At 63.4% G+C, this 22,986-nt stretch carries 26 protein-coding genes and 1 riboswitch; of the genes, 11 read left to right on the top strand and 15 right to left on the bottom strand.

Translation table 11 applies throughout. The features are described 5' to 3' along the window. Positions 1-25: 25 nt before the first annotated feature. The 5 genes from P9273_RS26105 to metX form a co-directional block, all read right to left on the bottom strand. Positions 26-955, bottom strand: coding sequence for a glycosyltransferase family 2 protein (locus P9273_RS26105; RefSeq protein WP_278051364.1), 930 nt, complete (start codon positions 953-955; stop codon positions 26-28). Positions 956-1,209: 254 nt separating this feature from the next. Continuing rightward, a complete protein-coding gene (locus P9273_RS26100) occupies positions 1,210-2,202 on the bottom strand; it encodes a glycosyltransferase family A protein (RefSeq protein ID WP_278051363.1) in 993 nt (330 codons plus the stop codon). A 98-nt stretch (positions 2,203-2,300) separates the two neighbouring features. After that, entirely contained in the window at positions 2,301-3,104 is an 804-nt protein-coding gene (locus P9273_RS26095; RefSeq protein ID WP_278051362.1) for a Stf0 family sulfotransferase, read from the bottom strand. Then, on the bottom strand, positions 3,053-3,667 hold the full coding sequence (gene metW / locus P9273_RS26090; protein ID WP_278051361.1) for a methionine biosynthesis protein MetW: 615 nt from the start codon (positions 3,665-3,667) through the stop codon (positions 3,053-3,055). The genes P9273_RS26095 and metW overlap by 52 nt, the downstream gene beginning before the upstream one ends. After that, positions 3,664-4,833 carry a homoserine O-acetyltransferase MetX gene (gene metX, locus P9273_RS26085; protein WP_040998601.1) on the bottom strand — a complete coding sequence of 390 codons (1,170 nt, stop codon included), beginning with the start codon at positions 4,831-4,833 and terminating at the stop codon, positions 3,664-3,666. Before metX ends, metW begins: the two co-directional genes overlap by 4 nt. A 96-nt stretch (positions 4,834-4,929) precedes the next feature. Further along, a riboswitch (SAM riboswitch) is annotated at positions 4,930-5,007 on the bottom strand. A gap of 147 nt (positions 5,008-5,154) precedes the next feature. Between metX and hisC the strand changes: the two genes are divergently transcribed. Next, the gene (hisC, locus tag P9273_RS26080) at positions 5,155-6,258 is read left to right on the top strand and encodes a histidinol-phosphate transaminase (RefSeq protein WP_278051360.1); all 1,104 of its coding nucleotides are present in this window, start codon (positions 5,155-5,157) and stop codon (positions 6,256-6,258) included. Positions 6,259-6,264: 6 nt separating this feature from the next. Continuing rightward, on the top strand, positions 6,265-7,203 hold the full coding sequence (locus P9273_RS26075) for a prephenate/arogenate dehydrogenase family protein (RefSeq protein WP_278051359.1): 939 nt from the start codon (positions 6,265-6,267) through the stop codon (positions 7,201-7,203). Here P9273_RS26075 and P9273_RS26070 read toward each other — a convergent pair. Together P9273_RS26070 and P9273_RS26065 are read right to left on the bottom strand one after the other, a co-directional pair. Further along, positions 7,200-8,147 carry a sugar kinase gene (locus P9273_RS26070; protein WP_278051358.1) on the bottom strand — a complete coding sequence of 316 codons (948 nt, stop codon included), beginning with the start codon at positions 8,145-8,147 and terminating at the stop codon, positions 7,200-7,202. The genes P9273_RS26075 and P9273_RS26070 overlap by 4 nt on opposite strands. 7 nt (positions 8,148-8,154) lie before the next feature. Beyond that, positions 8,155-9,153, bottom strand: coding sequence for a DUF2125 domain-containing protein (locus P9273_RS26065; RefSeq protein WP_278051357.1), 999 nt, complete (start codon positions 9,151-9,153; stop codon positions 8,155-8,157). A 127-nt stretch (positions 9,154-9,280) separates the two neighbouring features. Between P9273_RS26065 and P9273_RS26060 the strand changes: the two genes are divergently transcribed. The 3 genes from P9273_RS26060 (at position 9,281) to P9273_RS26050 (ending at position 11,645) form a co-directional block, all read left to right on the top strand. Then, entirely contained in the window at positions 9,281-9,802 is a 522-nt protein-coding gene (locus P9273_RS26060) for a gamma-glutamylcyclotransferase (protein ID WP_278051356.1), read from the top strand. 174 nt (positions 9,803-9,976) lie between these two features. Beyond that, positions 9,977-10,924 (top strand): aldo/keto reductase, encoded by a 948-nt coding sequence (locus P9273_RS26055; protein WP_278051355.1) that lies wholly within the window; start codon positions 9,977-9,979, stop codon positions 10,922-10,924. A 100-nt stretch (positions 10,925-11,024) separates the two neighbouring features. Further along, positions 11,025-11,645, top strand: coding sequence for a LysE family translocator (locus tag P9273_RS26050; RefSeq protein ID WP_278051354.1), 621 nt, complete (start codon positions 11,025-11,027; stop codon positions 11,643-11,645). A gap of 4 nt (positions 11,646-11,649) precedes the next feature. Here the strand turns inward: P9273_RS26050 and P9273_RS26045 are convergent, their stop codons facing one another. Both P9273_RS26045 and P9273_RS26040 read right to left on the bottom strand, forming a co-directional pair. Then, positions 11,650-12,444: a lysophospholipid acyltransferase family protein gene (locus P9273_RS26045; RefSeq protein WP_278051353.1), complete on the bottom strand. Its 795-nt coding sequence runs from the start codon at positions 12,442-12,444 to the stop codon at positions 11,650-11,652. A 160-nt stretch (positions 12,445-12,604) separates the two neighbouring features. After that, a complete protein-coding gene (locus tag P9273_RS26040; RefSeq protein ID WP_278051352.1) occupies positions 12,605-13,507 on the bottom strand; it encodes a LysR family transcriptional regulator in 903 nt (300 codons plus the stop codon). 214 nt (positions 13,508-13,721) lie between these two features. On the opposite strand from P9273_RS26040, the gene P9273_RS26035 reads away from it, so the two are divergent. Next, on the top strand, positions 13,722-14,345 hold the full coding sequence (locus tag P9273_RS26035) for a pyridoxamine 5'-phosphate oxidase family protein (RefSeq protein WP_278051351.1): 624 nt from the start codon (positions 13,722-13,724) through the stop codon (positions 14,343-14,345). On the opposite strand, the gene P9273_RS26030 is transcribed toward P9273_RS26035, so the two are convergent. From P9273_RS26030 to ftsE, 3 genes are all read right to left on the bottom strand, one after another. Continuing rightward, positions 14,342-15,016, bottom strand: a complete 675-nt coding sequence (locus P9273_RS26030; RefSeq protein WP_278051350.1) for a YdcF family protein — start codon at positions 15,014-15,016, stop codon at positions 14,342-14,344. The two genes, P9273_RS26035 and P9273_RS26030, sit on opposite strands and share 4 nt — an antisense overlap. Before the next feature lie 210 nt (positions 15,017-15,226). After that, complete coding sequence (locus tag P9273_RS26025) at positions 15,227-16,213, bottom strand: cell division protein FtsX (RefSeq protein WP_278051349.1); 987 nt, start codon at positions 16,211-16,213, stop codon at positions 15,227-15,229. After that, the gene (ftsE, locus tag P9273_RS26020) at positions 16,206-16,865 is read right to left on the bottom strand and encodes a cell division ATP-binding protein FtsE (RefSeq protein WP_040998894.1); all 660 of its coding nucleotides are present in this window, start codon (positions 16,863-16,865) and stop codon (positions 16,206-16,208) included. The genes P9273_RS26025 and ftsE overlap by 8 nt, the downstream gene beginning before the upstream one ends. A 182-nt stretch (positions 16,866-17,047) precedes the next feature. Between ftsE and P9273_RS26015 the strand changes: the two genes are divergently transcribed. The 3 genes from P9273_RS26015 to P9273_RS26005 all read left to right on the top strand — a co-directional run bounded on the left by P9273_RS26015 (position 17,048) and on the right by P9273_RS26005 (position 18,831). After that, a complete protein-coding gene (locus tag P9273_RS26015; protein ID WP_040998574.1) occupies positions 17,048-17,677 on the top strand; it encodes a hypothetical protein in 630 nt (209 codons plus the stop codon). A 157-nt stretch (positions 17,678-17,834) separates the two neighbouring features. Then, a complete protein-coding gene (hpt, locus tag P9273_RS26010; RefSeq protein ID WP_278051348.1) occupies positions 17,835-18,377 on the top strand; it encodes a hypoxanthine phosphoribosyltransferase in 543 nt (180 codons plus the stop codon). Positions 18,378-18,459: 82 nt separating this feature from the next. Next, positions 18,460-18,831: a response regulator gene (locus P9273_RS26005; protein WP_278051347.1), complete on the top strand. Its 372-nt coding sequence runs from the start codon at positions 18,460-18,462 to the stop codon at positions 18,829-18,831. Here P9273_RS26005 and P9273_RS26000 read toward each other — a convergent pair. Further along, complete coding sequence (locus tag P9273_RS26000) at positions 18,814-19,767, bottom strand: DMT family transporter (RefSeq protein WP_278051346.1); 954 nt, start codon at positions 19,765-19,767, stop codon at positions 18,814-18,816. The genes P9273_RS26005 and P9273_RS26000 overlap by 18 nt on opposite strands. A 188-nt stretch (positions 19,768-19,955) precedes the next feature. Between P9273_RS26000 and P9273_RS25995 the strand changes: the two genes are divergently transcribed. After that, positions 19,956-20,840 carry a LysR family transcriptional regulator gene (locus P9273_RS25995; protein ID WP_278051345.1) on the top strand — a complete coding sequence of 295 codons (885 nt, stop codon included), beginning with the start codon at positions 19,956-19,958 and terminating at the stop codon, positions 20,838-20,840. A 60-nt stretch (positions 20,841-20,900) separates the two neighbouring features. On the opposite strand, the gene P9273_RS25990 is transcribed toward P9273_RS25995, so the two are convergent. Then, entirely contained in the window at positions 20,901-21,923 is a 1,023-nt protein-coding gene (locus P9273_RS25990; RefSeq protein ID WP_278051344.1) for a permease, read from the bottom strand. Positions 21,924-21,995: 72 nt separating this feature from the next. Between P9273_RS25990 and P9273_RS25985 the strand changes: the two genes are divergently transcribed. Next, entirely contained in the window at positions 21,996-22,787 is a 792-nt protein-coding gene (locus P9273_RS25985) for a LysR family transcriptional regulator (RefSeq protein WP_278051343.1), read from the top strand. Here the strand turns inward: P9273_RS25985 and P9273_RS25980 are convergent. Continuing rightward, positions 22,777-22,986 (bottom strand): transposase (locus P9273_RS25980; protein ID WP_278051342.1); only part of this gene is annotated, 210 nt, incomplete at its 5' end. The genes P9273_RS25985 and P9273_RS25980 overlap by 11 nt on opposite strands.

The raw sequence follows: 22,986 nt of genomic DNA, 5'->3' as shown, positions 1-22,986 counted from the left end.
TGAGGTTTTCCGTCCGGAAAGGCGGTCAGAGCGCCCGGGCGCCGTATTTGGCGCGGAACTCGTCGTAGCAGTCGCGCCGCCAGCGGCGGCCGACGATATAGCCGCGCAGGAGTTCGGCCGGCGAGTAGCCGAGCGACTTGGACGACCGGTTGGCGTTATAGCCCGAAAACGCCTGCGGAAACCTGCCCTTGAGGATATCGGCGATGATCTGCCGCGCGATCATGTAAGGCGGAACGTCGGGGTAGCGGTCGGCGATATAAGGATGCTTGTCGATCAGATTGGCATAGGCCTGGACATAGCCGTCGCGGCGGCCGGAGATCGAATTCTCCGAATTGTATTTCTTCCAGTCGATGTCCTGCGACAGCATGGCGCCGCCGCGCTGGGCGAAGCGCAGCAGAAGCTCGCGATCCTGCATGCGCGTGATGTCGCTGTCATAACCGCCGATCGCGAGCAGCGCCTCGTGCCTTGCCGTGATCGCCGAACCGGCAATGAAGATGGTCTGCGAGACAAGGGCGCGCTGCAGCGTGCCCTTGTCGAGGAAGGCGTCGCGATTGATGCATTTGGTGCTGCGGCCGCCTTTCAGCGACACGAAGGAGCTGATGAGGACCTCGAGCGAAGGATTCGCGTCGAAGCGCGCCAGCGTCCGCTCCAGCCGGTCCGGCAGATAGACGTCGTCCGAATCAAGGAACGTCACGACCGGCGCCCGCGCGCGCTCTATGCCCGCATTGCGCGCGGCGTTGGCCCCGCGCCATTTGGCGCCGACATAGATCAGCCTCGGGTCGCGGATCTCGGCGAGCGCGGCGGCCGTCCCGTCGGTCGAACCGTCGTCGACCACGATGTGCTCAAAGCGGGTAAGTGTCTGCGCCAGAACGCTTTCCACCGCGCGAACGACCTGGCTGCGCCGATTGTGGGTCGGCGTGATCACTGAGATCAGCGGAACGTCCGGGCTCGACATCGGGCTGCCACCACCGGTCGGATCTGGCGTTTGTCGGATGGGTCTGATGCCTATCTCCGTATCCCGCCCCTAATTTGCGGCCGACGCTACAAAAAAGCCACCTTTGTGTCACGCAGGCCAGCCGAGAAATGCCGCTGCGCTAGCAGAACAGCACTGGTGTCCTGCGCTGGAAATCGGCAGGGTCCTTTGTTTCTGCGCAATCCCCGACTGAACACTACGGTCGAGCCCAACGGTTGCACTCTTTACTGAACTGCTTAACTGTGCCCGACATAGGCGGGCACGATTTCGATCTCATCGCGAACGAGGCCGGCCGCCAAGCTGAAATGGCCAAAAAACGCCAGAGTATAAAATGCCAAACCGACCGCCAGCGAAAACGGGATTTGCCAATGCGGCATACCCGTTCTGGGCGCATGACTTATGACGCGTCGTATCGTGCGCCACGACATGGTTCCCCAGCGGCTGAACGACTTGACGACCCGCCGCGCGCGAGTGGGGGAATGGAGCTCGACGAACTTTCTGTCGGCATCTCTGCCGGTCACCAGCGCGCGCCAAAAGAAGAAGCGCCAGCCGCGTGGCGAGTAGTGGTGAACGCGCGCGTCCACGTTGACTATTTTGTGGCCTTCGCTCCAAAGCTGATGCATCAGCAGCGTGCATGAGACCTTAAAGCCGTTATGTGGTGGAAATGGGTGGCAGGATATCCAGTCGTGCCGGAAGGCAACGTTGTTGGCGTTGATAGCACGCTTTGAGGCGAACCTCTTATCTCCCTCGGCCATTGGGAAGAACCAGATCAATGCGAAGGTTCGCGAAAAGAAGTCATCATATGAAAGATAGGTGTGCCCATTCACGCAGATGGTTTCAGGCCGGTCTACGAAGGGTTTCAGTAGAGTTGAGAGCCAGCTTCGTTCCGGAACTGTATCGGAATCGAGAAAAACAAGGATGTTTCCTTCGCTCCACGGAATGCCGTTGTTCTTGAGGTCGTAGTATCTGCCGCCGGGACAGGCAGCGAAGGTCAGATCGGCAACCTGCGCCAATTGGGGCGCTTCGGTCACTATGCTGCTTCGCAATGAGACGGCGTCGGTTTCGAGCCCGCCATGCGAAATAATGACCTTCGGCCTCGCAAATCCGTTAGCGGAAACTTGGGCGATTTCGCGCGCCAAGGCTTTCAGCCCAAGGCCAATCTCATCCCAGTCGATGGATTTGGCATTCTCCATCTCCACGATGATAGAATAGGTAGGATGTACAGTCATCGCGACCCAACCAGTTATCAAAACCAGTGGCTATAGCTCTGACAGCGTGCTGTCAAATGATCGAGATGCAATTGTGCACTGAGAATTTGCTGAAGGAGCTATTTAATCGTTCGGTTCCGGAAGCTGGACGGATCGGCATACTCGGACAGGAAACGCTTTCGCCATTCTTCGTTGATTGCATCGCGCTGGACTTCGAGACCTGACTGGAGCTTGGTATCCCAGTTGAGCTCCACATCCACCAACTGCGCGAGTTTTGCCAGGCTCCCTGCCGGATCACGCTGAAGCTGCTCGTAAGTCAGGGAGAGGAAGGACAGCCCGTTCTTAGCGAACCAACCGTCCCATGCCACGTTCTCCATCAAAAGCTTTTCCAGAGACTTTGCGATGGCCTGGCCGTTATAGCGTGGCGGTACATCACTGATTTCGGTGGACCGAAATTCACGGGTTTGACGCGCACGTGCCCAAGAGATCGCCTGGCCGAGCAGATCGTCACGGGTCAAGCGTACATAGTTCAAATTCGGAAGGCTGGCTGGCAGTTTCACCGTCTTGGCAAGCTGTGTGAACTGACTCGCAAAGAGCTTGATTGCGTAGACTCCGGTAGAAGATCGCCCGTCCGTGAGCGCACGCAGAAGCTGCGCGCGGGGATCTCGCGGGTAACCCGGCAACTCCAGCAGACGTCGCCCGCCAAACCATTCCAGCGGATGACCCAGCCCAGCAGAAGCCATCAATCCCGCGAGATGATTGCTGCCGCTGCGCGGTGACGTGCAGATGAGAATTCCCGCCCGTAGCTCGGACAGAATGTTTGGCGGAATTTCCACCACTGCCGGTGATCGACGAACGAAGTGCATTCCCCTCAGCGTCTCAACAAAAACACCGCCTGCTGGCCGAAGAAGTTCCAGAACCACCAAGGCATCGACAGGCCGATCTTCTGGCCGTTGGCGTCGAGGGCGGTCGCCTTTTCGACGGTCGCGCCTAGCTCCTCGCATAGGTTGACGAAGTCGCGGATGGTGCAGAAATGGATGTTGGGCGAGTCGTACCAGGAATAGGGCAAGTCCTTGGTGACCGGCATCCTGCCCTTGATCAGCAGCGAGAAGCGGACGCGCCAGTGACCGAAATTGGGGAAGGATACGATGGCGCGGTTGCCGATCCGAAGCAACTCATCGAGCACGATCTTCGGATTGCGCGTCGCCTGCAGCGTCTGCGAGAGCACGACGAAGTCGAAGCCCTTGTCGGCGTAGAATTTCAGATCCGTGTCGGCGTCGCCCTGGATGACCGAAAGTCCGCGCGACACACATTCGTTGACGCCGCGCTGCGACAGTTCCAGCCCTCGGCCGTCGACCTGCTTGGTCTCCTGCAGGAGCTCCAGAAGCACGCCGTCGCCCGAGCCGACATCGAGCACTCGCGAATTGGCAGGAATAAGATCGGTGACGACCTCCAGGTCGACACGCTGGGCGCGATTGACGCTCATAGGCTGAGCCCCCTGGCGCGGGCGGCGGAGGCGATGAAGCCGTTGATGGCCGCGAACAGCTCCGGCTCGTCGAGCAGGAAGGCGTCATGGCCGCGATCGGTCTCGATCTCGACGAAGGAGACGGAAGCGCCCGCCGCGTTCAAGGCATGCACGATCGAACGGCTCTCCTCGGTCGGGAACAGCCAGTCGCTGGTGAAGGACACCAGGCAGAAGCGCGTCTTGGTGCCGGCGAAGGCATCGGCGAGGCGCCCGCCGTGATCGGCGGCAAGGTCGAAATAGTCCATCGCGCGGGTCAGATAGAGGTAGGAATTGGCGTCGAAGCGGTCGACGAAAGTCATGCCCTGGTGGCGCAGATAACTCTCGATCTGGAAATCGGCGTCGAAGCCGAAGGTAAGCGCCTCGCGGTCCTGCAGATTGCGGCCGAATTTGCGGTGGAGCGCGGCTTCGGAAAGATAGGTGATGTGGGCGGCCATGCGCGCGACGGCCAGCCCCTTTTCCGGCCGCTTGCCGAAATCAAGATATTTGCCGCCATGCCAGTCGGGATCGGCCATCACGGCCTGCCGGCCGACTTCGTGGAAGGCGATGTTCTGCGAGGAATGGCGGGCGCCGGTGGCGATCGGCAGCGCCGAGAAGACCCTCTCAGGGTAGCTTGCGGCCCATTCCAGTACCTGCATGCCGCCCATCGAGCCGCCAAGCACGCAAAACAGCTTTTCGATGCCGAAATGATCGATGAGCATCGCCTGCGCGCGCACCATGTCGCGGATGGTGATGATCGGCAGGTCGAGCCCGTAGGGCTTGCCGGTGACCGGGTTGGTCGAGGCCGGCCCGGTCGAGCCGAGGCAGCCGCCGACGACGTTGGAGCAGATGACGAAGAAGCGGTTGGTGTCGATGATCTTGCCGGGGCCGATCAGTACCTCCCACCAGCCCGGCTTGCCGGTCACCGGATTGGTGTTGGCGACGTGCTGGTCACCGGTCAGAGCGTGGCAGACGAGGATGGCGTTGGAGCGCGCGTCGTTCAGTGTGCCGTAGGTCTGGTAGGCGATCTGGAAGGGCGAGAGCAGGGTGCCGGCGTCGAGCTTCAGCGGCTTGTCGGGGCCGAACTGCAGCACCGGGCTCGACGGATGGTCGACCTCGTCCTTGGTTCTTGCAGCGCGCTGAGCGGCCATGTCCGTCCTCATCCTGTGCCGCGTCGGTCTCGTCCCGATGCGCTGTCCGGCCGGCAGCGGACAACAAAAAACCGGCATTGCCGTCGCAAAGCCGGTTACAGGTTGCAAACGGCCCTTTAGCGAGTTGTTTAACGTGGCTGCAAGCCGACCGGCCAAATCACCACGGAAGTCTGAGCAGTTCTTCTATGACCAGCGCCGCGCTTCGTCAACGGGTAGCCTCTTAGCGGTGCGAGGCGGGCACCAGGCGCCGGCACTCGACATTCCAGCCCGTCGCCTGTATTTCCGCTGCGGCCTTGAAGGCCTTCTCGACGGATTTGTGACATGAAGCAGGATCAGCCCCGTCCGACGCCCCGCGCGGGCATCATGGACATCGAGGCCTATGTGCCGGGAAAAAGCACCGCGCCGGCCGGCGTGACGAAAGTCTACAAACTGTCGTCGAACGAAAACCCGCTCGGGCCGTCGCCAAAGGCGATCGAGGCCGCGCGCGAAGTGGCGGCGAAGCTCGACGTCTATCCTGACGGCACGGCGCGGCGGCTGCGCGAAGCGATCGCCGATGTGCACGGGCTGAACCCGGCGAACATCATCTGCTCCAACGGCTCAGACGAGATCCTTGGCCTGCTGGCGCAGACCTATCTGGCGCCGGGCGACGAGGCCGTGTTCACCGAACACGCCTTCATGGTCTACAAGATCTATATCCAGGCGGCGGGAGCCAAGCCGGTGGCGGTGAAGGAAACCGATGAGCGCGCCGATGTCGATGCGATTTTGGCCGCGGTGACGCCGGCGACGCGGATCGTGTTCCTCGCCAATCCCAACAATCCGACCGGCACCTATTTGCCGTTCCAGGAAGTGCGCCGGCTGCACGCGGCATTGCCGAAGAACGTGCTCCTGGTGCTTGATGCGGCCTATGCCGAATATGTGCGGCGCAACGACTACGAGGCCGGCATCGAGCTCGCCGGCAGCTCCGAAAACGTGGTGATGACCCGCACCTTCTCCAAGCTTGGCCTCGGCGGCGCGCGCATCGGCTGGATGTACGGGCCGGCGCATATCGTCGATGCGATCAATCGTATCCGCGGCCCGTTCAACGTCAATGCGACCGCGATCGAGGCGGGCATCGCCGCCATCCGCGACCGCGCCCATATCGAGCGCAGCGTGACGCATAACGAGAAATGGCTGGCCTGGCTCAGCGCCGAGCTTACCGGGCTCGGCCTGCGCGTCACACCCAGCGTCGGCAATTTCGTGCTGATCCATTTTCCCGACAGCAAGAAACATTCGGCGGCGGCCGCGGACGATTATCTGAGCGCGCGCGGCTATATCCTGCGCCGCGTGACCGGCTACGGCTTCCCCAACGCGCTGCGCATGAGCGTAGGCACCGAGGAGGCCAACCGTGGCGTCATCGACGCGCTGAAGACCTTCCTGAAAAGCTAGAACACCATGGCATCACCGATGTTCGAGAAAGTAGCGCTGGTCGGCATCGGCCTGATCGGCTCGTCGCTTGCCCGCGTCATCCGCCGCGAGGGCCTGGCGCGCCATATCGCCATCGCGACGCGCAGTGCCTCGACGCTAACGCGCGCCGAGGAGCTCGGCCTTGGCGATTCCTACACGACGGATGCTAGGCAAGCGGTGCGCGATGCCGACCTCGTCATCGTCTCGGTGCCGGTCGGCTCGTCCGGCGAGGTCGCGGCCGAGATCGCGCCGGCGCTGAAGAAAGGCGCTATCCTTACCGATGTCGGCTCGACCAAGGCTTCCGTCATCGCGCAGATGCAGCCGCATGTGCCGCAAGGCGTGCACTTCATCCCCGGACACCCGCTGGCCGGCACGGAAAAGTCCGGACCCGATGCCGGCTTTGCCGATCTCTTCGAGAACCGCTGGTGCATCTTCACGCCGCTGCCGGGCACCGATCCGTCCGCGCTCGACACGCTTTCGGAATTCTGGCGGCGCTGCGGTTCCAACATCGATACGATGGACCCGCAGCATCACGACATGACCTTGGCGATCGTGTCGCATCTGCCGCATATCATCGCCTACAACATCGTCGGCACGGCGGACGATCTGGAAGCGGTGACCAAGAGCGAGGTCATCAAATACTCCGCCTCCGGTTTCCGCGACTTCACCCGCCTTGCCGCCTCCGATCCGACCATGTGGCGGGACGTGTGCCTGCACAACAAGGACGCGATCCTGGAGATGCTGGCGCGTTTCTCGGAGGATCTCGCCTCGCTGCAGCGGGCGATCCGCTGGGGCGATGGCGAGAAGCTGTTCGACCTCTTCACCCGCACGCGCGCCATCCGCCGCTCGATCATCGAGGCTGGCCAGGATATCGACGTGCCGGATTTTGGCCGGCAGGCCGTCGAGCACCCCGGCGCAAAGCCCTAAGCGTTTTCCTTCGTCTGCCCCGATGACGGCCAGTGCGCCGTCATCAAGGCCAGCGTTTCGGCTCTGTCCGGCGCGCCGAGGCGGCCGCCGAAGCGCAGGCATTTGAGCGCCGCGGCGGCGCTGGCAAAACGCAGGGCCTCCTCCATCGGCATGGCCTCGGCGAGGCCGACGGCAAAGGCGCCATGGAAGACGTCGCCGGCGGCAAGCGTGTCGACAGCCTTGACCTTCGGCGCCTCGACATGGCGCACGCGCCCGGTCGTCCGGTCATGCCACCAGGTGCCGGCCGCCCCGCCGGTCACCGCGACAAAGGCATCGGTGCGCGAGGCGAGGTCGGCGCAGGCGCTTTCGGGGTCGAGCGCGTGGCCGCAGACGATGCGCGCCGCCGGCTCCGAGGCGACGATGTGCGAGGCCAACGGCAAGAGCCGCTCCAGTACCTCCACGGGTGCGGTGTCGGCGTCCAGGATCGCCGGACGGCCGATCGATCTGGCCGCGCCCAAGGCCAGCGCCGCGGCGCCCGGCCAGCGGACATCCACCAGCACGGCGTCGAAGCCTGAGAGGTCGGCAAGCGGCAGCGCTTCGGGATCAGCCTGCGCCTTGTTGTCGTAGAAGGGGACGATGATGCGCTCGCCATGCGCATCCACCACGATCGCGGCCAGCGCCGAACGCGCGCCGGCAACCCGGCGGATAAGGCTGCAGTCGACGCCTTCGGCCTGAATGTCGGCGATCAGCTGGTCGCCGACCGCATCGTCGCCGGCGCTCGCCCATAGCGAGACCTCGGCGCCGAGGCGATGCGCGGCGCAGGCGGCGCTTGTCGCCATGCCGGAGGCGATCTGGACGCCGTCGCTGGCGATGAACTTGCCTTGATGCGCCGGCAGCGTCTCGACGCGAAGGATGGTGTCGAGGGTGAAGGCGCCGACGCTGAGCAGTCTGACCGGCTTCGCCATGGTTGCATTATTCAAGCGGCTTGATTTTGCCAAGCGGGATAAAGCCCAGCGAAGCTTTGCTCTTGACGATCTTGAGCGGCAAGGACGGCTCCTTGCCAAGCATGGCGATGCCGGCAAATCCCTGCTCGATCTCGCTCTTGTGCTCCGGGATGGCGCCGCCAAGGATGGCTGCCACGGCCTTGGGGTCCTTGAGCTTGATGGTCAGACTTGCGTCGATCAGGCCATCCGTGTCGACGGAGACAGGCCCGGACACGGTGATGCGCGCCGTCCCCGATGACAGGTCGAGCTTGGCGATGTCGATCGACTGGCCGCGCAGGCTCTTCGGGGGTGCTGCGATCAGCGCCACGCCGTTCTTCAGCGTCACGTCGCCATTGCCATCCAGCGCCGGCAGCACGCGTCCGTCGATGGCGTCCGCGTTGATCTCCAGATCGCCGAAGCTGCCGACATAGTTGATGTCCTGGCCGACCGGCTGCAATTGGCCGGCCGCCTTGCCGGCGCTGAACAATTGCATCGGATCCGTGTCGTCCTGCGGGTCGGTCTGACCGTTCAGGCCTTCAGCCCGCAGCGAGACGCTGCGCGGCAGCGGCCACCAAACTTTGACATTGGCCTGCAACTGGTCCCAGTCGATCCAGAGCGGCGGCATGCCGGGCGCTATCGTCCTCAGCGGTCCGCGCAGCTCGGCGACCGGCGACAAGGGCCCGGTGATCCCGGCGACGGCATTGAAGCTTCCTGTGGAGGCGGCGACCTTCCGGGCGTCGTCCTCGTAGGCGATGTTGTCGCAGGAGACCGTGAAGCTCATCGGATAGCCGCTGACGGTGAGGTTGGCGCAGCCGGCGGCGATGCCCTTGCTGCCCAGCCGCGCCACCGCCTGGTCGGCCTCGGTCTTGAGCCTGTCGGCCAGATAGAACCAGCCGCCGCTGTAGATGGCAAACAGCACGACGATGAGCGCCGCGAGCCAAAGCAACCGGCGGCGGGGTTTGGGCGATCGCTCGTCACTTGACGTCATGCTGCGGCTCTCGGTAACCCCTCATGTGGCGAGCGGGACGGTTCACTCTCACGCGAACGAGCGGGAGACAGAAGAAGCACCCCGGCGGTGCGGTGTCGTTCACTCGAATGCGATCAGGCTTGGCGATATGGGCGATTTTTGGGTTTTTGGCTATGGGTCGCTGATCTGGCGGCCCGGATTTGCCCATGTCGAGACGCGCCGTGCCCGGCTTTACGGCTATCGCCGCTCGCTTTGCGTCTATTCCTTCGTGCATCGCGGCACGCGCGGGCGGCCGGGCCTGGTGCTCGGCCTCGACCGAGGCGGCTCCTGCATCGGCCTGGCTTATCGTGTCCCCGGCAATTTGCGCGACGAGGTGCTTTCCTATCTGCGCGAGCGCGAGCTGGTGACCAGCGTCTATCTCGAACGCGTGCTCGACATCCGGCTGGATGGCGGCGGCATGGTTGAGGCGGTCGCCTACATCGTCGACCGGCGGCATGAGCAATATGCCGGCGCGCTCGACGCCGGTCACGCGGCGGAACTCGTTCGCGGCGCCGTTGGCCAATCCGGGCGGAACGAGGACTATGTCTTGAGCACGCTCGAGCATCTCGAGGCGCTGGGAATCCGCGATCACTGGCTGGAGGAGGTGGGCCGCCAGGTCGAGCCTTCGTGAGCGGCTTTTTGTTTACGCAATTCGGGACGCAACACCGCGACACACTTTTGCTGGAATTGCTCTGGTCCGATCAAAAAGCAAAACCATGCCTTTGACCTCGGTCGGCCACGACCTAGCTTAGCGGCATCCCATCCCTGGGCGTCAGGCCCGTTCCAGCACAATGGAGATCAAGTCTTGCAGAAACGTCGTCTCGGTCGAACCGATCTTTTCATCGCGCCGCTGGTCCTGGGCGGCAACGTCTTCGGCTGGACCGCCGACGAGAAGACCTCTTTCGACCTGCTTGACCGGTTCGTCGGCGCGGGCCTGAACGCCGTCGATACGGCCGATTCCTATTCGCGCTGGGTTCCCGGCAACAAGGGCGGCGAATCGGAAACCATCATCGGCAATTGGATGAAGAGCCGCGGCAACCGCGACAAGGTCATCGTCATCACCAAGGTCGGCTCCGATATGGGGCAAGGCAAGAAGGACCTCTCTGCCGCCTATATCGAAAAAGCGGTCGATGCGTCGCTGAAGCGGCTGCAGGTCGATGCCATCGACCTTTACCTGTCGCACTGGCCCGATCCAGCCACTCCCTATGAGGAAACGCTCGGCGCCTATCAGCGCCTGCTCGAAAAGGGCAAGATCCGCTATCCCGGCTGCTCCAATCTCGATGCCGGACAGCTACGCGCCGCGCTCGACGTCGCCAGCCTGCGCAGCCTGCCGCGCTACGAGGTTCTGCAGCCTGAATACAATCTGTACGACCGCTCCTCGCTCGACGGGCCGCTGCTCGACCTCTGCAAGGCCGAGGATATCGGCGTCATCACCTATTTCAGCCTGGCCAAGGGATTTTTGAGCGGCAAATACCGCAGCAAGGCCGATCTCGGCCAAAGCGCGCGCGGCGAGGGCGTGGCCGGCTATCTCAACGAGCGCGGCATGCGCATCCTTGCCGCGCTCGATGCCGTGGCCGAGCGCCATTCGGCAAAGCAGGCGGAAGTGGCGCTGGCCTGGATCATCGCGCGTCCGGGCATCGCTGCCCCGATCGCCAGCGCCACGACGCCGGCCCAGATGGACAGTTTGATCCGCGCCGCATCGCTCAAGCTTTTAGCGGATGACATCGCCGCCCTCGATCGCGCCAGCTCCTAGCAACACGCCCGGTCAGGCAAGTCCGCGCACGATCGTCCAAGACCATGCAGGAACCTCGCGATAATTCCTTGCCGCAACGCGGTAGGAATTGAGGTTCGGCATGGCCGGAGAAGCTCTGTCTGGAGCGCAGCCCTGGCAGCAAGTACTGGCGCTGGTGCTGGCGGCGACGGTCGTCATGGGCAGCCCGGGACCCGCGACCATCAGCGTGACCGCGGTCGGCGCGGCTTTCGGTCTGCGCGCTTCGCTGAGTTACACATGGGGCGTGGTTCTTGGAACGATCGCCGTGCTTCTGGTCGTCGCCGCGGGCATCGTCGGCATGCTCGCCTCGATGCCCGGCCTGGCCACGGCGCTGGCGATCCTTTCGGCTGCCTACATCCTTTATCTCGCCTTCAGGATCGCGACCGCGCCGCCATTGGCCGAGCGTGGCAGCACGGCGACCAAGCCCGATTTTCCCGGCGGCTTCATGCTCGCCGTCGCCAATCCGAAAGCCTATGTGGCGATCGCCGCTGTCTTCGCCGGCGCCGCCTCGCAGGACGATCCGCTTGGCGTTTCCACCAGGCTGCTGGTGCTTACCGCGATGATCGTCGCCATCCATGTCGTGTGGCTGCTCGCCGGAACGGCTTTCGCGCGGTTCCTGCGCCATCCCCTGGCTTCGCGGATCATCAATCTGGTGTTTGCGGCGACGCTGGTGCTGACAACTCTGCTGGCGGCGCTGCGGTAACCGATCAGGACTTCGCGGTTACGCCGAGTTCGGCCAGGCGCTTGACCGCGGTCGGCGGCATGGGCGGCGGGTTCGGCGCTTGCGCCGCCTCGACCAAAAGCTGATCGCAGGCGGCTTCGGTTTCGCCGATCAGCCGCTGCATGAATTCCTCCTTGCCGAGCCCAGGCGGGATCGCGGGCAGAAAACGGGCCTTGATGGTGCCCGGATAGCGCATGAACTTGCGGCGCGGCCAGTAGAGGCCCGCGACATGAGCCACCGGGACCACGGGAACGCCGAGCTGCGTGTAGAGCTCGACGATGCCGTATTTGTAGGACGGCTCGGCGCCCGGCGGCCGGCGTGTGCCTTCGGGGTAGATGATGAGCTGGCGCGGATTGCGGTTCATCTCCTGCCTGGTCGCGACGACGACCGCCTTCAGCGCTTTCGAACGGCTGCCGCGGTCGACCGGGATCATGCGCATCTTCATGATGTACCAGCCAAAGAAGGGGATCCAGGTCAGCTCGCGCTTCAGGATGTAGAGCGCGTCGTCGAGATAAGGGAAGAAGGCGATCGCGTCCCAGAAGGACTGGTGCTTCGGCGCCAGGATGAAGGAGCCTTCGGGCAGGTTCTCGACACCGGTGATCTCGCTTTTCGTCGCGGCGATCTTGTCATAGAGCCACATCGAGGTGCGCGACCAGAATTTCGGCACGAACCAGGCGCGGTGGCGCGGCGACAGGAAATAGAAAGGCGTCCAGAAGATCATCTGAACGATCAGGCTGAGATAGAAAACGAGGTTGAACGCCAGCGAGCGGATGATGAGCATGCAAGGGGCCCGTGAGGAAGTGTGCGTTGGTTACACCAAGCGGCGGCAAAAAGGAAACGGCACGGTGGTCGAATGCCGGCCACTCTTGTTCGCCGCAATTTCGGACGGAGGGTTACTGCGAAGTCGCCGAACCTGACCGCGATGCTTTTCCTCGAATTGCTTAAAGTGACCGAGCCAGCCGCTCCTTCAGGCGCGGCGCGGCGAAATCGAGGAAGGCGCGCAGCTTCACCGGCAGCCGGCCCCGGCCGGCATGGACAAGGCTTACCGGCCAGGGCGGCGGCTCCAACGGCTCCAACACCACCCGCAGCGCGCCGGCGCGCACGGCGGCATCGGCCTGATAGGAGAGAACTTTCGTCAGGCCGAGGCCAGCGATCGCGGCATCGATCGCCGCCTCGGCGGTGTTCACCTGCAGCCGCGAGCGGACTGGAACCGTGGTTTCCGCCTTGCCTGTCCCGAAGCTCCATGTCGCGGGAGTGGTAAGACCTTCGAAGGTGATGCAGTTGTGGCCCGCCAGCTCCGGCGGTTGCTCCGGCGTGCCATGCATGGCGAGATAGGCGGGACTTGCGCAGACGATGCGGCGGATCGAGCCGACGCGGATCGCGACCATGGCCGAATCCGGCAGCTCGCCGATGCGTACGGCCAAATCGATATGCTCCTCGACCAGTTGGGTGATCCGGTCCGACAAGGTCAGGCGGACGTCCACTTGCGGATAGACGGCGAGAAAACCGGTGATCACCGGCAGCACGTGCAGGCGCCCGAAGACGACCGGCGCCGTGATGACCAACTCGCCGGTCGGGCTCGAATATTCGCCGGCCGCCATGCGTTCGGCTTCGCTCACCTCGTCGAGGATACGGCGGCAGGCGGCAAGATAGGTCTGGCCGGCGTCGGTCAGCGTCAGGCGCCGCGTCGAGCGGTTGAGCAGGCGCGTCCCCAAGTGCTTCTCCAGTTCGGAAAGTTTTCTGCTGACGGTCGCCAGCGGCACGCTCGCGCGCCGCGCCGCGGCGGATAGGCTGCCGGCCTCCACCGTGGCGACGAACAGCGACATGGCGTCGAGGCGGTCCATTATTCTCCCGAAATATGGAAGGATGAGTTCCAAATATGCTCTCTACATCCGATTTTCGGAAGAGGCTAAATGACGTGCGATCCTGCCTAGAGCCGGATGATTTCAGGTCGAATCGACCTGAAATCTGAATCCGTCTCTAAATCAAGGAGATAGAGCATGATGTCGTCCGAAAACCGCTTCACACTTTTCGGCATCATGCTCTAGGAGCGCCGGCATGAATGAATTCACCACCAGCGACGTCGCCTTCACGCCGACGGTCAAGGCCATCCAGTCCCGCAAGGGATCGCGCGAGTCCTATGCGCGGATCGAGCAGCGCGGCGGCTGGCGGGCAACGATCACGCCGGACCTCGCCGCCTTCATCGAAGCGCAGACCAGCGTGTTCCTGGCGACGGCAAACGCCCAAGGCCAGCCCTACATCCAGCATCGCGGCGGGCCGGCCGGCTTCCTCAAGGTGCTGGATGAGCAGGTGATCGGCTTTGCCGATTTCTCCGGCAACCGTCAGTTCATCACCCAGGGCAATCTGGAGGACAACGACCGGGCCTTTCTGTTCCTGATCGACTACATGCTCAGGCAGCGCATCAAGATCTGGGGCAGGGCGCAGGTAGCTGAAAATGACCCGGAGCTGATAACGAGGCTGATGCCGGCGGACTACAAGGCGCGGCCGGAGCAGGCGATCCTGTTCACGGTCACCGCCTGGGATACCAATTGCCCGCAGCACATCCCCCAGCGTTTCGAGGCGGCGGATGTCGCGGCCGCGCTGGCCGAGCGCGACCGGCGCATAGCCGGCCTGGAGCAGGAGATTGCCCGCTTGCGCGATAATGCGGCGGCTAAAATTTAGTTCTTCACCGCAGTCGATGCTTCCGCCAGCGTGACGCCCTGAGGCGTCGCACGAAGCGGCAGGAAGCCGCGCGCCAGCGACAGCACATATTTGCTGTATTCGGTCAGCAGCACGCGCAGCGCTTCCGGCTTGGTCAGCCAACCGCCATTGCCGAGATTGGTGTTGACCACCGGATAGGGCTCCAGGCGCGCGCCATGCAGTAGCCGACTCATCTCGAGCAGGCTGCGCGGCATGTGGTAGTTGTTGGTGACAACGATGATGCTGCCATAGGCGTGGTTCTCCACCCATTTGGCGCTTTCCTCGGCATTGCCGATGGTGTCGAGAGCGGCGCGGTCGATGTCGACGCAGCAGGAGAAGAGCTGCTTGTCGCCGCCCATCGCCGCCTGCAGCTGGCGCCTGGTGGCCGACGGGTGGACGCCGCTGATCAGCAATCGTTCGCCCTTGCCGGAGGCCAGCAGGTCCATCGCCGCGTCGAGCCGCGACTGACCGCCGGTGAGCACGATGATAGCGTCGGCCCTGGCCGGATTGGTCGGGGTCGTCATGTGGCTGACCTTGTCGGCAAACCAGCCGAAGCCGCCGGCAAAAAGCACCAGCGCGGCAAGAACCACGAAACCGCAGACGCGCAGAGCGAGCCGCAGACGGCCGAAACCGGCGGGGACAGCGCTGCGCATGGGCATCGCCGGCATCCGTCCAGCCGTCTCGATAGAATCCCGCGCTTCCATCATCCCCAGGTTAATCCTGAAAGCTTCTAATGGTTAACTCCGAAATGGCCCCATTGATAGGCGGGACGGCGCACATTGCGTTACGGCACGTATCCCGTGTGTGATCGTTGTCTTGTGTGTATACAACGCCTTGCGACGGTTTTCGGTTTGAGCTCATCATCAGCCCGCATCCGGCTGGCGAACATCGATGTCGCTGAGATAGGCGACGACAGTGGCATGCGACGTGGCCGCGGTCAGCGCGCCGATCACCAGCACCATCAGGCCGACCCCGAAATAACCGGCCGAACCGATGGCGAAATTGCCGAACAAAGCGGTCGCCTGGTCGGCCTCGGGCGTGGCCATGTTGCGCGACGACCACCAGGAAAAGACGATGAAGACGGTGATCGCCAGAGCGCCGCCGGCGGCCGCGCCCTTCATGCCGGTGACCAGGAAATGCCAGCGGAACTCGCGCGCGATGAAGCGCGCCTCGGCGCCGACGAAATGCAACACCTCGATGATATGGCCGTTGCCCGCCATGGCGCCGCGCGTGGCGAACACCACCGTCAGCACCGTCGCCGACAGCATCAGCACCAAAACGGCGATGCCGATCGTCACCGTCGTGTGCGCCATGGCGACCAGGCGATCGACCCAGGTGCGATGGTCGTCGAGCGCGGCGGTCGGGATCTTGGGCGTGATGGCGGCGCGCATGGCGGCGAAGTCCGGCGGGCTGGCCTCGTCGATGGTGACGATGATAAGGCGCGGCACCGGCAGCTCGTCGATGTTGAGGCCGCTGCCCAGCCATGGCTCCAGAAGGCGCGCCGTCGCGTCGCGGTCGATGATCTTGGTGCCCTTCACGCCGGGGAACTCGCTGGCGATCTGCGAGGCCTGCGCAAGGGCCGCGTCCATGTCGAGACCGTCGGCGGGCTTGATCTGGATCGTCGCCTCACGCGAGATCTGGTTCTCCCAGTTCGACGCGGTATCGTGCACCAGCGTCACGGCGCCGAAGGTGAGGCAGGACAGGAAGGTCATGATGGCGATGACCAGCACCAGCGCCCGGCCGGCGATGTTCTGGGCCGGCACGATCGGCGCCGTCTTGCGCTGCACACGCCGGACCGTTGCCGGCGTCTCGGCTCCCTCATGGAGGTGATCGGCCGGAAGGTCAGTCATAGACGTCCAACCTTCCGCCGGCCAGAATCATCCGTCGCGCGTCGACCTGCTCCATCAGGCCAAGGTCGTGGGTGGCGATCACCACCGCGGTGCCCAGCCGGTTGAGCTCTATGAACAGCCTGAGCAGACGGCGCGCCAGCGGCGGGTCGACATTGCCGGTGGGCTCGTCGGCTAAAAGGATCTCCGGCTGTTCGATCAGCGCGCGGGCGATAGCGGCGCGCTGCTTCTCGCCGCCCGACAGCACCGGCGGCAGCACATGCATGCGGTCGCCGAGGCCGACCCATTTCAGAAGCTCGGTCACGTCGGTGCGGTAGCTCGCCTCCTCGCGCCCGCGCACGCGCAAGGGCAGCGCGACATTCTCGTAGGTGGTCATATGGTCGAGCAGGCGGAAATCCTGGAACACCACGCCGATGCGGCGGCGCAGCAACGGCAACTCGCTGCGCGAGATGCGCGAACGGTCCTTGCCGAAGATGGTGATCAGCCCGCGTGTCGGCTTCAGCGACATGAACAAAAGGCGCAGCAACGTCGTCTTGCCGGCGCCCGAAGGGCCGCTCAGGAACTGAAAGGAGCGCTCCGGAATGTGCAGGGAAATGTCGCGGAGGATTTCCGGACCCATGCCATAGCGGAGGCCGACATTTTCGAAGCGGATCACGTTCGGCGACCTGAAACTTTCGGCGGCGACGCGCCACAATCTACTTTAACAGACCATCCGCCGGCATGGTTAACCGGCGGTTAATTTTGCGGCGTTTTCGGTGTGCATCAAAGCCATTCCGGTGGGGAAGCGTTAACCAATTCCGTTTACGCAAAAGAAACGAAGACTGCATTGGTGCCGTAATGGCTGACGAGAGAACCGCGCGCCTTGTTTCCGGCGAAATCATGGCCGGTCCGGCAACAAATGCCGCGGCGGAGCGCGTCATTTTCGATGCTGCCGATATCGTCGATGCCGACTATGTGGTGCTGCCGCGTTTTGCCGCGGCGCCGGCGGCGGCCCCGCCGCAGAGCCCGCCGACGCCGGCCGTCGAAGGCATGGGCATGCTGCGCAAGCCGGAGGCCGTGCCGTCGCGGTCTTCACGCGGCGGTCCGATATTCTGGATCGCCGGCGTCGGCATAGCGCTGATCTCCTTCTGGGTGTCGGGAGGGCATGCGCTGGTCCGGCAGAGTCCCTTTTGGACGACCGCCGCGCCGGCGAGCGCGCTCACCATTTCCGGCGTGACGTCGCGCATCGATGCGTCGGGCTTGAAGCCGGTGCTGTTCGTGGACGGGGAGGCGGCGAATGACGGGGTGCGGCGGGAAACGCTGCCGCCGCTCGAGATCCGCGTCACCGACAACAATGCCAACATCGTCCGCTATAGGCTGGGGACGTCCAACCGTTCCCTGGCGCCCGGCGAAAGATTCGGCTTTTCCAGCCGCTTGGATGTGCCTAAAGACGGCATCAGGACCGTCGCAGTCGTCTTCGCCGGCTAGACGGGTCGATATTCAGGTGAGGCCGGCCTGCAAATAGCGGCTTCCTGCGCTTCCGGTGCTCACGTACTAGAACGTACGCTCCGCTCCGGTTCGGCTCGGCTTGACCTGAATCTCAACCCGTCTACCGACGTTGCTGCCGATCTTGAAGGAGAAAGCTATGCCAGTCGTGCGCGGCAAGGACATCGAGGTTCTGTTTTCGGCATCGGCGATCGCGCGCCGCAATCTCGAGCTCGCCAAGGAGATCGCCGGGCGCGACTACCACGACCTGCTGGTGATCTCGATCCTCAAGGGCTCGTTCGTCTTCGCCGCCGATCTCATCCGCGCCATGCATGATGTCGGCCTGTCGCCGGAAGTCGAGTTCATCTTCATCTCCAGCTATGGCGCCGGCACCACGAGCGGCGAGGTCAGGGTGTTGCGCGACATCGACAACGAAGTCGCCGGCCGCGACGTGCTGTTGATCGACGACATACTGGAATCCGGCAAGACGCTTTCCTACACCCGCGACCTGATGCTTTCGCGCGGCGCCAAGAGCTGTGCCATCGCGGTGCTGCTCGACAAGCGGATGCGCCGCCAAACCTCGCTCAACGCCGACTATGTCGGCTTCGACTGCCCGGACTATTTCGTCGTCGGCTACGGCATGGATGTCGCCCATGCATTCCGCGAGCTGCCCTTTGTCGGGGTGGTGAAGAGCGAGGTCTGAGAGGTGCCGAGGTCCTTCCGAAAAACTGCCGATCGTTAGAATTTTCAGAAAACATCAACGTTTCGGCGGCATCTATCTCGGCATGGCAAAGCTTCTGATCGTCGAGGACGATGAGTCCGTCCGCACCCTCGCCGCCCGCGCGCTGGAGCGCGACGGCCATAATGTCACCGTCGCCACCGATGGCGCGCAGGGGCTGGTCATGATCCGGCAAGCCCGAGGCGGCTACGATCTGGTGGTGTCCGACATCCGCATGCCGGAGATGGACGGCATCGAAATGGCGACTGCCGCCGCAAGAGAGTTCCCGACGATGAAGATCATGCTGATGACCGGCTATGCCGACCAGCGCGAGCGCGCCGAGGAACTGAACGGTATCATCCTCGATGTCGTGCAAAAGCCCTTCACGCTCGCCGAGATCCGCGCCCGCGTCGGCAAGGCGTTAAGCTGCTTCGCTTGAAACCGCGCCGGCCGCCGGCGCGGCACTTCGCCGACGCCCGCCGCTGAGCGCAAGCAGGCCGGCGCCGATGATCAGCGCCGCGCCCAGCACGGTGGTTTCGCGCGGCACTTCGGCGAAGAACAGGAAGCCCCACAGCGGCGACCACAGGATGCCGGTATATTCGAAGGTCGCGACGCGGTTGGCCGGCGCCATCCGGTAGGCCTGCGACAACAGGATCATGCCGGCCGAAGCCACGAGGCCGCAGGCTGCCATCTTCAGGAAATCCGGCATTGTCGGCCAAACCCATGGCCGCACCAGGAATTCGACGCTCGGATGCGCCGCATGGGTGATGCCGGCAAGGTGGAAGACGGTTGCCACGGCGACGGCGCCGCTGAGATAGGCTCCGTTCTGGTAGAAGGCCATTACCGTCGACGATTCGGTGTCGCCGATGCGGCGCGCCATCAGTTGCGAAAAGCCGTAGAGGAAAGCCGAGCCCAGCGACAAAAGCGCCGCCCAGTCGAACACGCCGGCGCCGGGACGCACCATCACAAGCACGCCGACCAGGCCGATCAGCACCGTAGACAGCGTTTTCCACGAGACGCGCTCGCCGAGATAGGGACCGGCCATCGCCATGATGAACAGCGGCGCCATGAAGTAGAGCGCCACCGCATCGGCCAGCGGCAGTGCGGCGATCGCCAGATAATAGACCGTGTAGGACGAGAACTGGATGAAGGCGCGCAGCGTCAGCATGCCGAAGCGATTCGACAGCACCGCCTTCAGGCCGACATCGGCCTGGACGATGACGATCAGGATCGGCAGCGCGACGAGGGCGCGGATCGCCATCACCTCGGTCACCGGATAGCCGGCCGACACCGCCTTCACCAGCGGATCCTGCAGCGAAAAGACCAACACGCCGAGGCAGAGGCTCAGAATGCCAAGCACCGTCCGGTTTTGCATGGTCGATCCAGCGAAAAAGAACCCGCCACCGTTTTCAGGCAGCGGGCACGAGTGAGGACTCTTCGATTGGTCCGCGGCCGATTTCGCGGTCGCATATCCAATGGGTGTCGTGACTATCCCGCGGCGTTTGACATGTTGCAAACGAATTGGAATGATGCCAGCAATCAAATTTCCTTATGGCGACTCCGATGAGACCAGTCCTCGATAGCGACCTCCTGCGCACCTTCGTCGCGGTGGCCGAGACCGGCAATTTCACGCGTGCAGCGGAGAAAGCCGGACGCACGCAATCGGCCGTATCGATGCAGATGAAGAAGCTCGAGGACATGGTCGGCGACGATCTGTTCGAGCGCGGCTCGCGCGGCGTGGCGTTGACGCGCCGCGGCGGCGAGCTCATCGTCAATGCGCGCCGGATCGTCTCGCTGCTCGACGAAACGGCGGCCTCGCTGGTGGCGCCGCCGCTCGGCGGCCTGGTGCGCATCGGCATCCCGGCCGAATATGGACGTTCGATCCTGTCGCGGGCGCTGGGCGAATTTGCCAAGCGGCACCCGCGCGTCGAGGTCACGGTGCGCTACGCGCATTCGGATTCGCAGGTGCGGGCGCTCGCGGCCGGTGAGCTCGATCTTGCGGTGGTGTTCGAATGGGAGGGTTCTTCCGGCGGCGAGGTGCTGATGCACGACCCGACGGTCTGGGTGACATCGACGCTGCACCACATGCATGAGGAGCGGCCGGTGCCGATCGCGCTTTACAGCCGCAACGGCTGGTGCCGCGACTTCGCCATCAAGTCGCTGCAGCAGCGCGGCCTCGACTACCGCGTCGCCTACACCAGCGACACCAATGGCGGCCTGACGCTCGCGGTCACTTCAGGCCTGGCGATCGCGCCGATCTCGCGCAGCAACATCCCGCCTGATTGCCGCGAGCTGACGGCCGCCGACGGCTTCGGCGACATCGATTCCTCCAATGTCGTCCTGCACCGCAATCCGTTGGCGACCGGCGATGCCATCGACGGCATGGAGAACGCCATCCGCGAGGCGTTCATGCTGACCCGGCAGACGGGCGCGGCGGCCGGGCTTTAGTGCCGGGCGCTCAATCCGGCGGGACATCTCGCCTTGGGGCTTTCGGGAGGCAGCCGGTGCTTACGAAAGTAGCGGCCAGAGCGCTTGGAAGACATAGCCAATGACCAATGACCCTAAAACCGCGAGCGCGACGAACAGGGCGATGGTTGAGGGCCTAAGAACCAAAGCCACAGCCATAACACCCCAAATGCTTACCGCGCCTCCTGAAACGAGGAGCGCCATTGCGGCGCCGGGTGACATGCCGAGGTCAAGCAGACCTTGAACCAGCGGCAGTGCCGCAACACCATCAAGATACATTGGTGCGCCGACCAGCACCGCAAGCGGGATGGCATAATGAGAGTTTGCACCGACGTAAGCGGTGAGGACCTCGGACGGTAGTAGATCGCGGAGCAGGAATTCAGCCGAAAAGGCAACCGTTAAACAGATCACGACGGTTCTAGTCGTGGAAACGAGATTTTCTCCAAATCCACGCATACGCCCCGGGTCGCGCCAAATTCTGAAACAAAGATCCGTTGGCATACATGTGCCACACAGTCTCATCTGCCCGATTCCCGATGCCCGCAACGGGTTTTGGACCATCTGCGTACGGGCAAGCAGAGCTGTCATCGCGCCCGAAATGACTCCCAAAGCAAAAGCTGCCAGCATCTTTCCGATGGCGAAACCAGGGCCTAGCAGCGCCCAAGTCGCGGTGAGCATTGTGGGGCCCGTAATAGGAGAGGAAAGCCAAAAGGCCATAATGGGCGCAAGCGGAACGCCGGACGCAAGAAATCCGGTCGTGAGCGGCAGCACCGTTACGCCGCACACGGGTGTCACGGGGCCGATTGCCGACGCGATCAAAACAGTTGCGACAGGGCGTCCCTTGAACCATCGCGCCGTAACGGTCGCCGCTCCACTGGCCGCAACCCAGGCCGAGATGATCAGCCCGACGGCAATCATCAACGCGACGTCCATGAAACTCTGCAGGACGAAATGGAGCGTCCCATATGCCCGTTGCGGCCAAGTGAGCGCGACAGCAGCTGTCAGAACAGCCGCGGTCGCCCAAATGAGTTGCCTTCGTTGGAACCTCGGAAGCGCGACGATCATGGCATCACCCTCTTTGTGCCATCCATATAGCGCGAGCTTCCATATCTGAAACGAATAGCTTAAATATCAGCTATGAGCGTTGGCGATGGTAAAAGCACTCAACTGGACAGCGAATTGCTGCGTACGTTCCTATCTGTTGCCAGGGCAGGGAGTCTTAGCGGCGGCGCGGCTCGCCTGTTTCGAACGCAGTCCGCTGTCAGCCTCCAAGTGCAGAAGCTGGAGAGTGCCATCGGGCAGCGCGTATTTGAAAGGCACGGGCGCGGAGTTGCCATGACTGCTGCCGGCGAACGCTTGCTGCCTGTCGCTCGCGATGTCGTCGAAATGCTGAACCAGGTGGTGGCCGATCTGCGCGGGGCGCCAGCCGAGGAAGAAATTCGACTCGGTATACCCGAGGAATATGGCGACACAATTCTACCGTCTATTCTGGCCACCTTCACAGAGGAGGAGCCCACGGCCCGAATTTTCGTGCGATGCAGTTCGAGCATGGATTTTCCGCATGCGCTCGCTGCCGACGAATTGGATATCGCCTTGCACTCCCCTGAGCGAGTTTCGGACGGCGACGTCGTCGTTCATAGTGAGCGCGCTGTGTGGGCCGGCTCCGCTTTCCACAGTGTCGAGACCCGGCGGCCTCTGCCCGTGGCGCTGTTCGACAAGGCTTGCTGGTGGAGAGAGCGCTGTCTCGATCTCCTCCGGAAATCCGGACTGGACTATCGGATCGTTTGCACCAGTCAGAGCATCTCGGGGGTTCGGGCCGCGATTGCTGCGGGAGTCGCGGTCGGCGTATTGCCGCAAAGCACGCTGACCGATCGTGTCAGGGCGCTGGGGGATGAGAAGCTGCCTCAGCTAGACTCTTTCACGTTTTGACGGAAGCATATCCGGCGTTTGCGAAGTAGTTCGTGCATTCGGCTGCCTCGATGGTTTGGACGAGGTGGCCGATGTGGCGCCATGTGTCCTCGACGGTACGTTTTTGGGCCTGACGCATCCATTGTTTGATCTTGGCGAAGGCCTGCTCGATCGGATTGAGATCCGGTGAATAGGGCGGCAGGTACCAGAGCCTGGCGCC

The sequence above is a fragment of the Mesorhizobium sp. WSM4935 genome (genome assembly GCF_029625735.1).
Lineage (GTDB): Bacteria > Pseudomonadota > Alphaproteobacteria > Rhizobiales > Rhizobiaceae > Mesorhizobium.
This window is presented reverse-complemented; position numbering and strand designations above follow the sequence as displayed.

Bases quoted from the DNA above. Each gene is read 5' to 3' on its own strand.
- P9273_RS26105 (WP_278051364.1), bottom strand. From the start codon at position 955: ATGTCGAGCCCGGACGTTCCGCTGATCTCAGTGATCACGCCGACCCAC.
- P9273_RS26100 (WP_278051363.1), bottom strand. From the start codon at position 2,202: ATGACTGTACATCCTACCTATTCTATCATCGTGGAGATGGAGAATGCC.
- metW (WP_278051361.1), bottom strand. From the start codon at position 3,667: ATGAGCGTCAATCGCGCCCAGCGTGTCGACCTGGAGGTCGTCACCGAT.
- metX (WP_040998601.1), bottom strand. From the start codon at position 4,833: ATGGCCGCTCAGCGCGCTGCAAGAACCAAGGACGAGGTCGACCATCCG.
- hisC (WP_278051360.1), top strand. From the start codon at position 5,155: ATGAAGCAGGATCAGCCCCGTCCGACGCCCCGCGCGGGCATCATGGAC.
- P9273_RS26075 (WP_278051359.1), top strand. From the start codon at position 6,265: ATGGCATCACCGATGTTCGAGAAAGTAGCGCTGGTCGGCATCGGCCTG.
- P9273_RS26070 (WP_278051358.1), bottom strand. From the start codon at position 8,147: ATGGCGAAGCCGGTCAGACTGCTCAGCGTCGGCGCCTTCACCCTCGAC.
- P9273_RS26065 (WP_278051357.1), bottom strand. From the start codon at position 9,153: ATGACGTCAAGTGACGAGCGATCGCCCAAACCCCGCCGCCGGTTGCTT.
- P9273_RS26060 (WP_278051356.1), top strand. From the start codon at position 9,281: ATGGGCGATTTTTGGGTTTTTGGCTATGGGTCGCTGATCTGGCGGCCC.
- P9273_RS26050 (WP_278051354.1), top strand. From the start codon at position 11,025: ATGGCCGGAGAAGCTCTGTCTGGAGCGCAGCCCTGGCAGCAAGTACTG.
- P9273_RS26045 (WP_278051353.1), bottom strand. From the start codon at position 12,444: ATGCTCATCATCCGCTCGCTGGCGTTCAACCTCGTTTTCTATCTCAGC.
- P9273_RS26040 (WP_278051352.1), bottom strand. From the start codon at position 13,507: ATGGACCGCCTCGACGCCATGTCGCTGTTCGTCGCCACGGTGGAGGCC.
- P9273_RS26035 (WP_278051351.1), top strand. From the start codon at position 13,722: ATGAATGAATTCACCACCAGCGACGTCGCCTTCACGCCGACGGTCAAG.
- P9273_RS26030 (WP_278051350.1), bottom strand. From the start codon at position 15,016: ATGCGCAGCGCTGTCCCCGCCGGTTTCGGCCGTCTGCGGCTCGCTCTG.
- P9273_RS26025 (WP_278051349.1), bottom strand. From the start codon at position 16,213: ATGACTGACCTTCCGGCCGATCACCTCCATGAGGGAGCCGAGACGCCG.
- P9273_RS26015 (WP_040998574.1), top strand. From the start codon at position 17,048: ATGGCTGACGAGAGAACCGCGCGCCTTGTTTCCGGCGAAATCATGGCC.
- hpt (WP_278051348.1), top strand. From the start codon at position 17,835: ATGCCAGTCGTGCGCGGCAAGGACATCGAGGTTCTGTTTTCGGCATCG.
- P9273_RS26005 (WP_278051347.1), top strand. From the start codon at position 18,460: ATGGCAAAGCTTCTGATCGTCGAGGACGATGAGTCCGTCCGCACCCTC.
- P9273_RS26000 (WP_278051346.1), bottom strand. From the start codon at position 19,767: ATGCAAAACCGGACGGTGCTTGGCATTCTGAGCCTCTGCCTCGGCGTG.
- P9273_RS25995 (WP_278051345.1), top strand. From the start codon at position 19,956: ATGAGACCAGTCCTCGATAGCGACCTCCTGCGCACCTTCGTCGCGGTG.
- P9273_RS25990 (WP_278051344.1), bottom strand. From the start codon at position 21,923: ATGATCGTCGCGCTTCCGAGGTTCCAACGAAGGCAACTCATTTGGGCG.
- P9273_RS25985 (WP_278051343.1), top strand. From the start codon at position 21,996: ATGAGCGTTGGCGATGGTAAAAGCACTCAACTGGACAGCGAATTGCTG.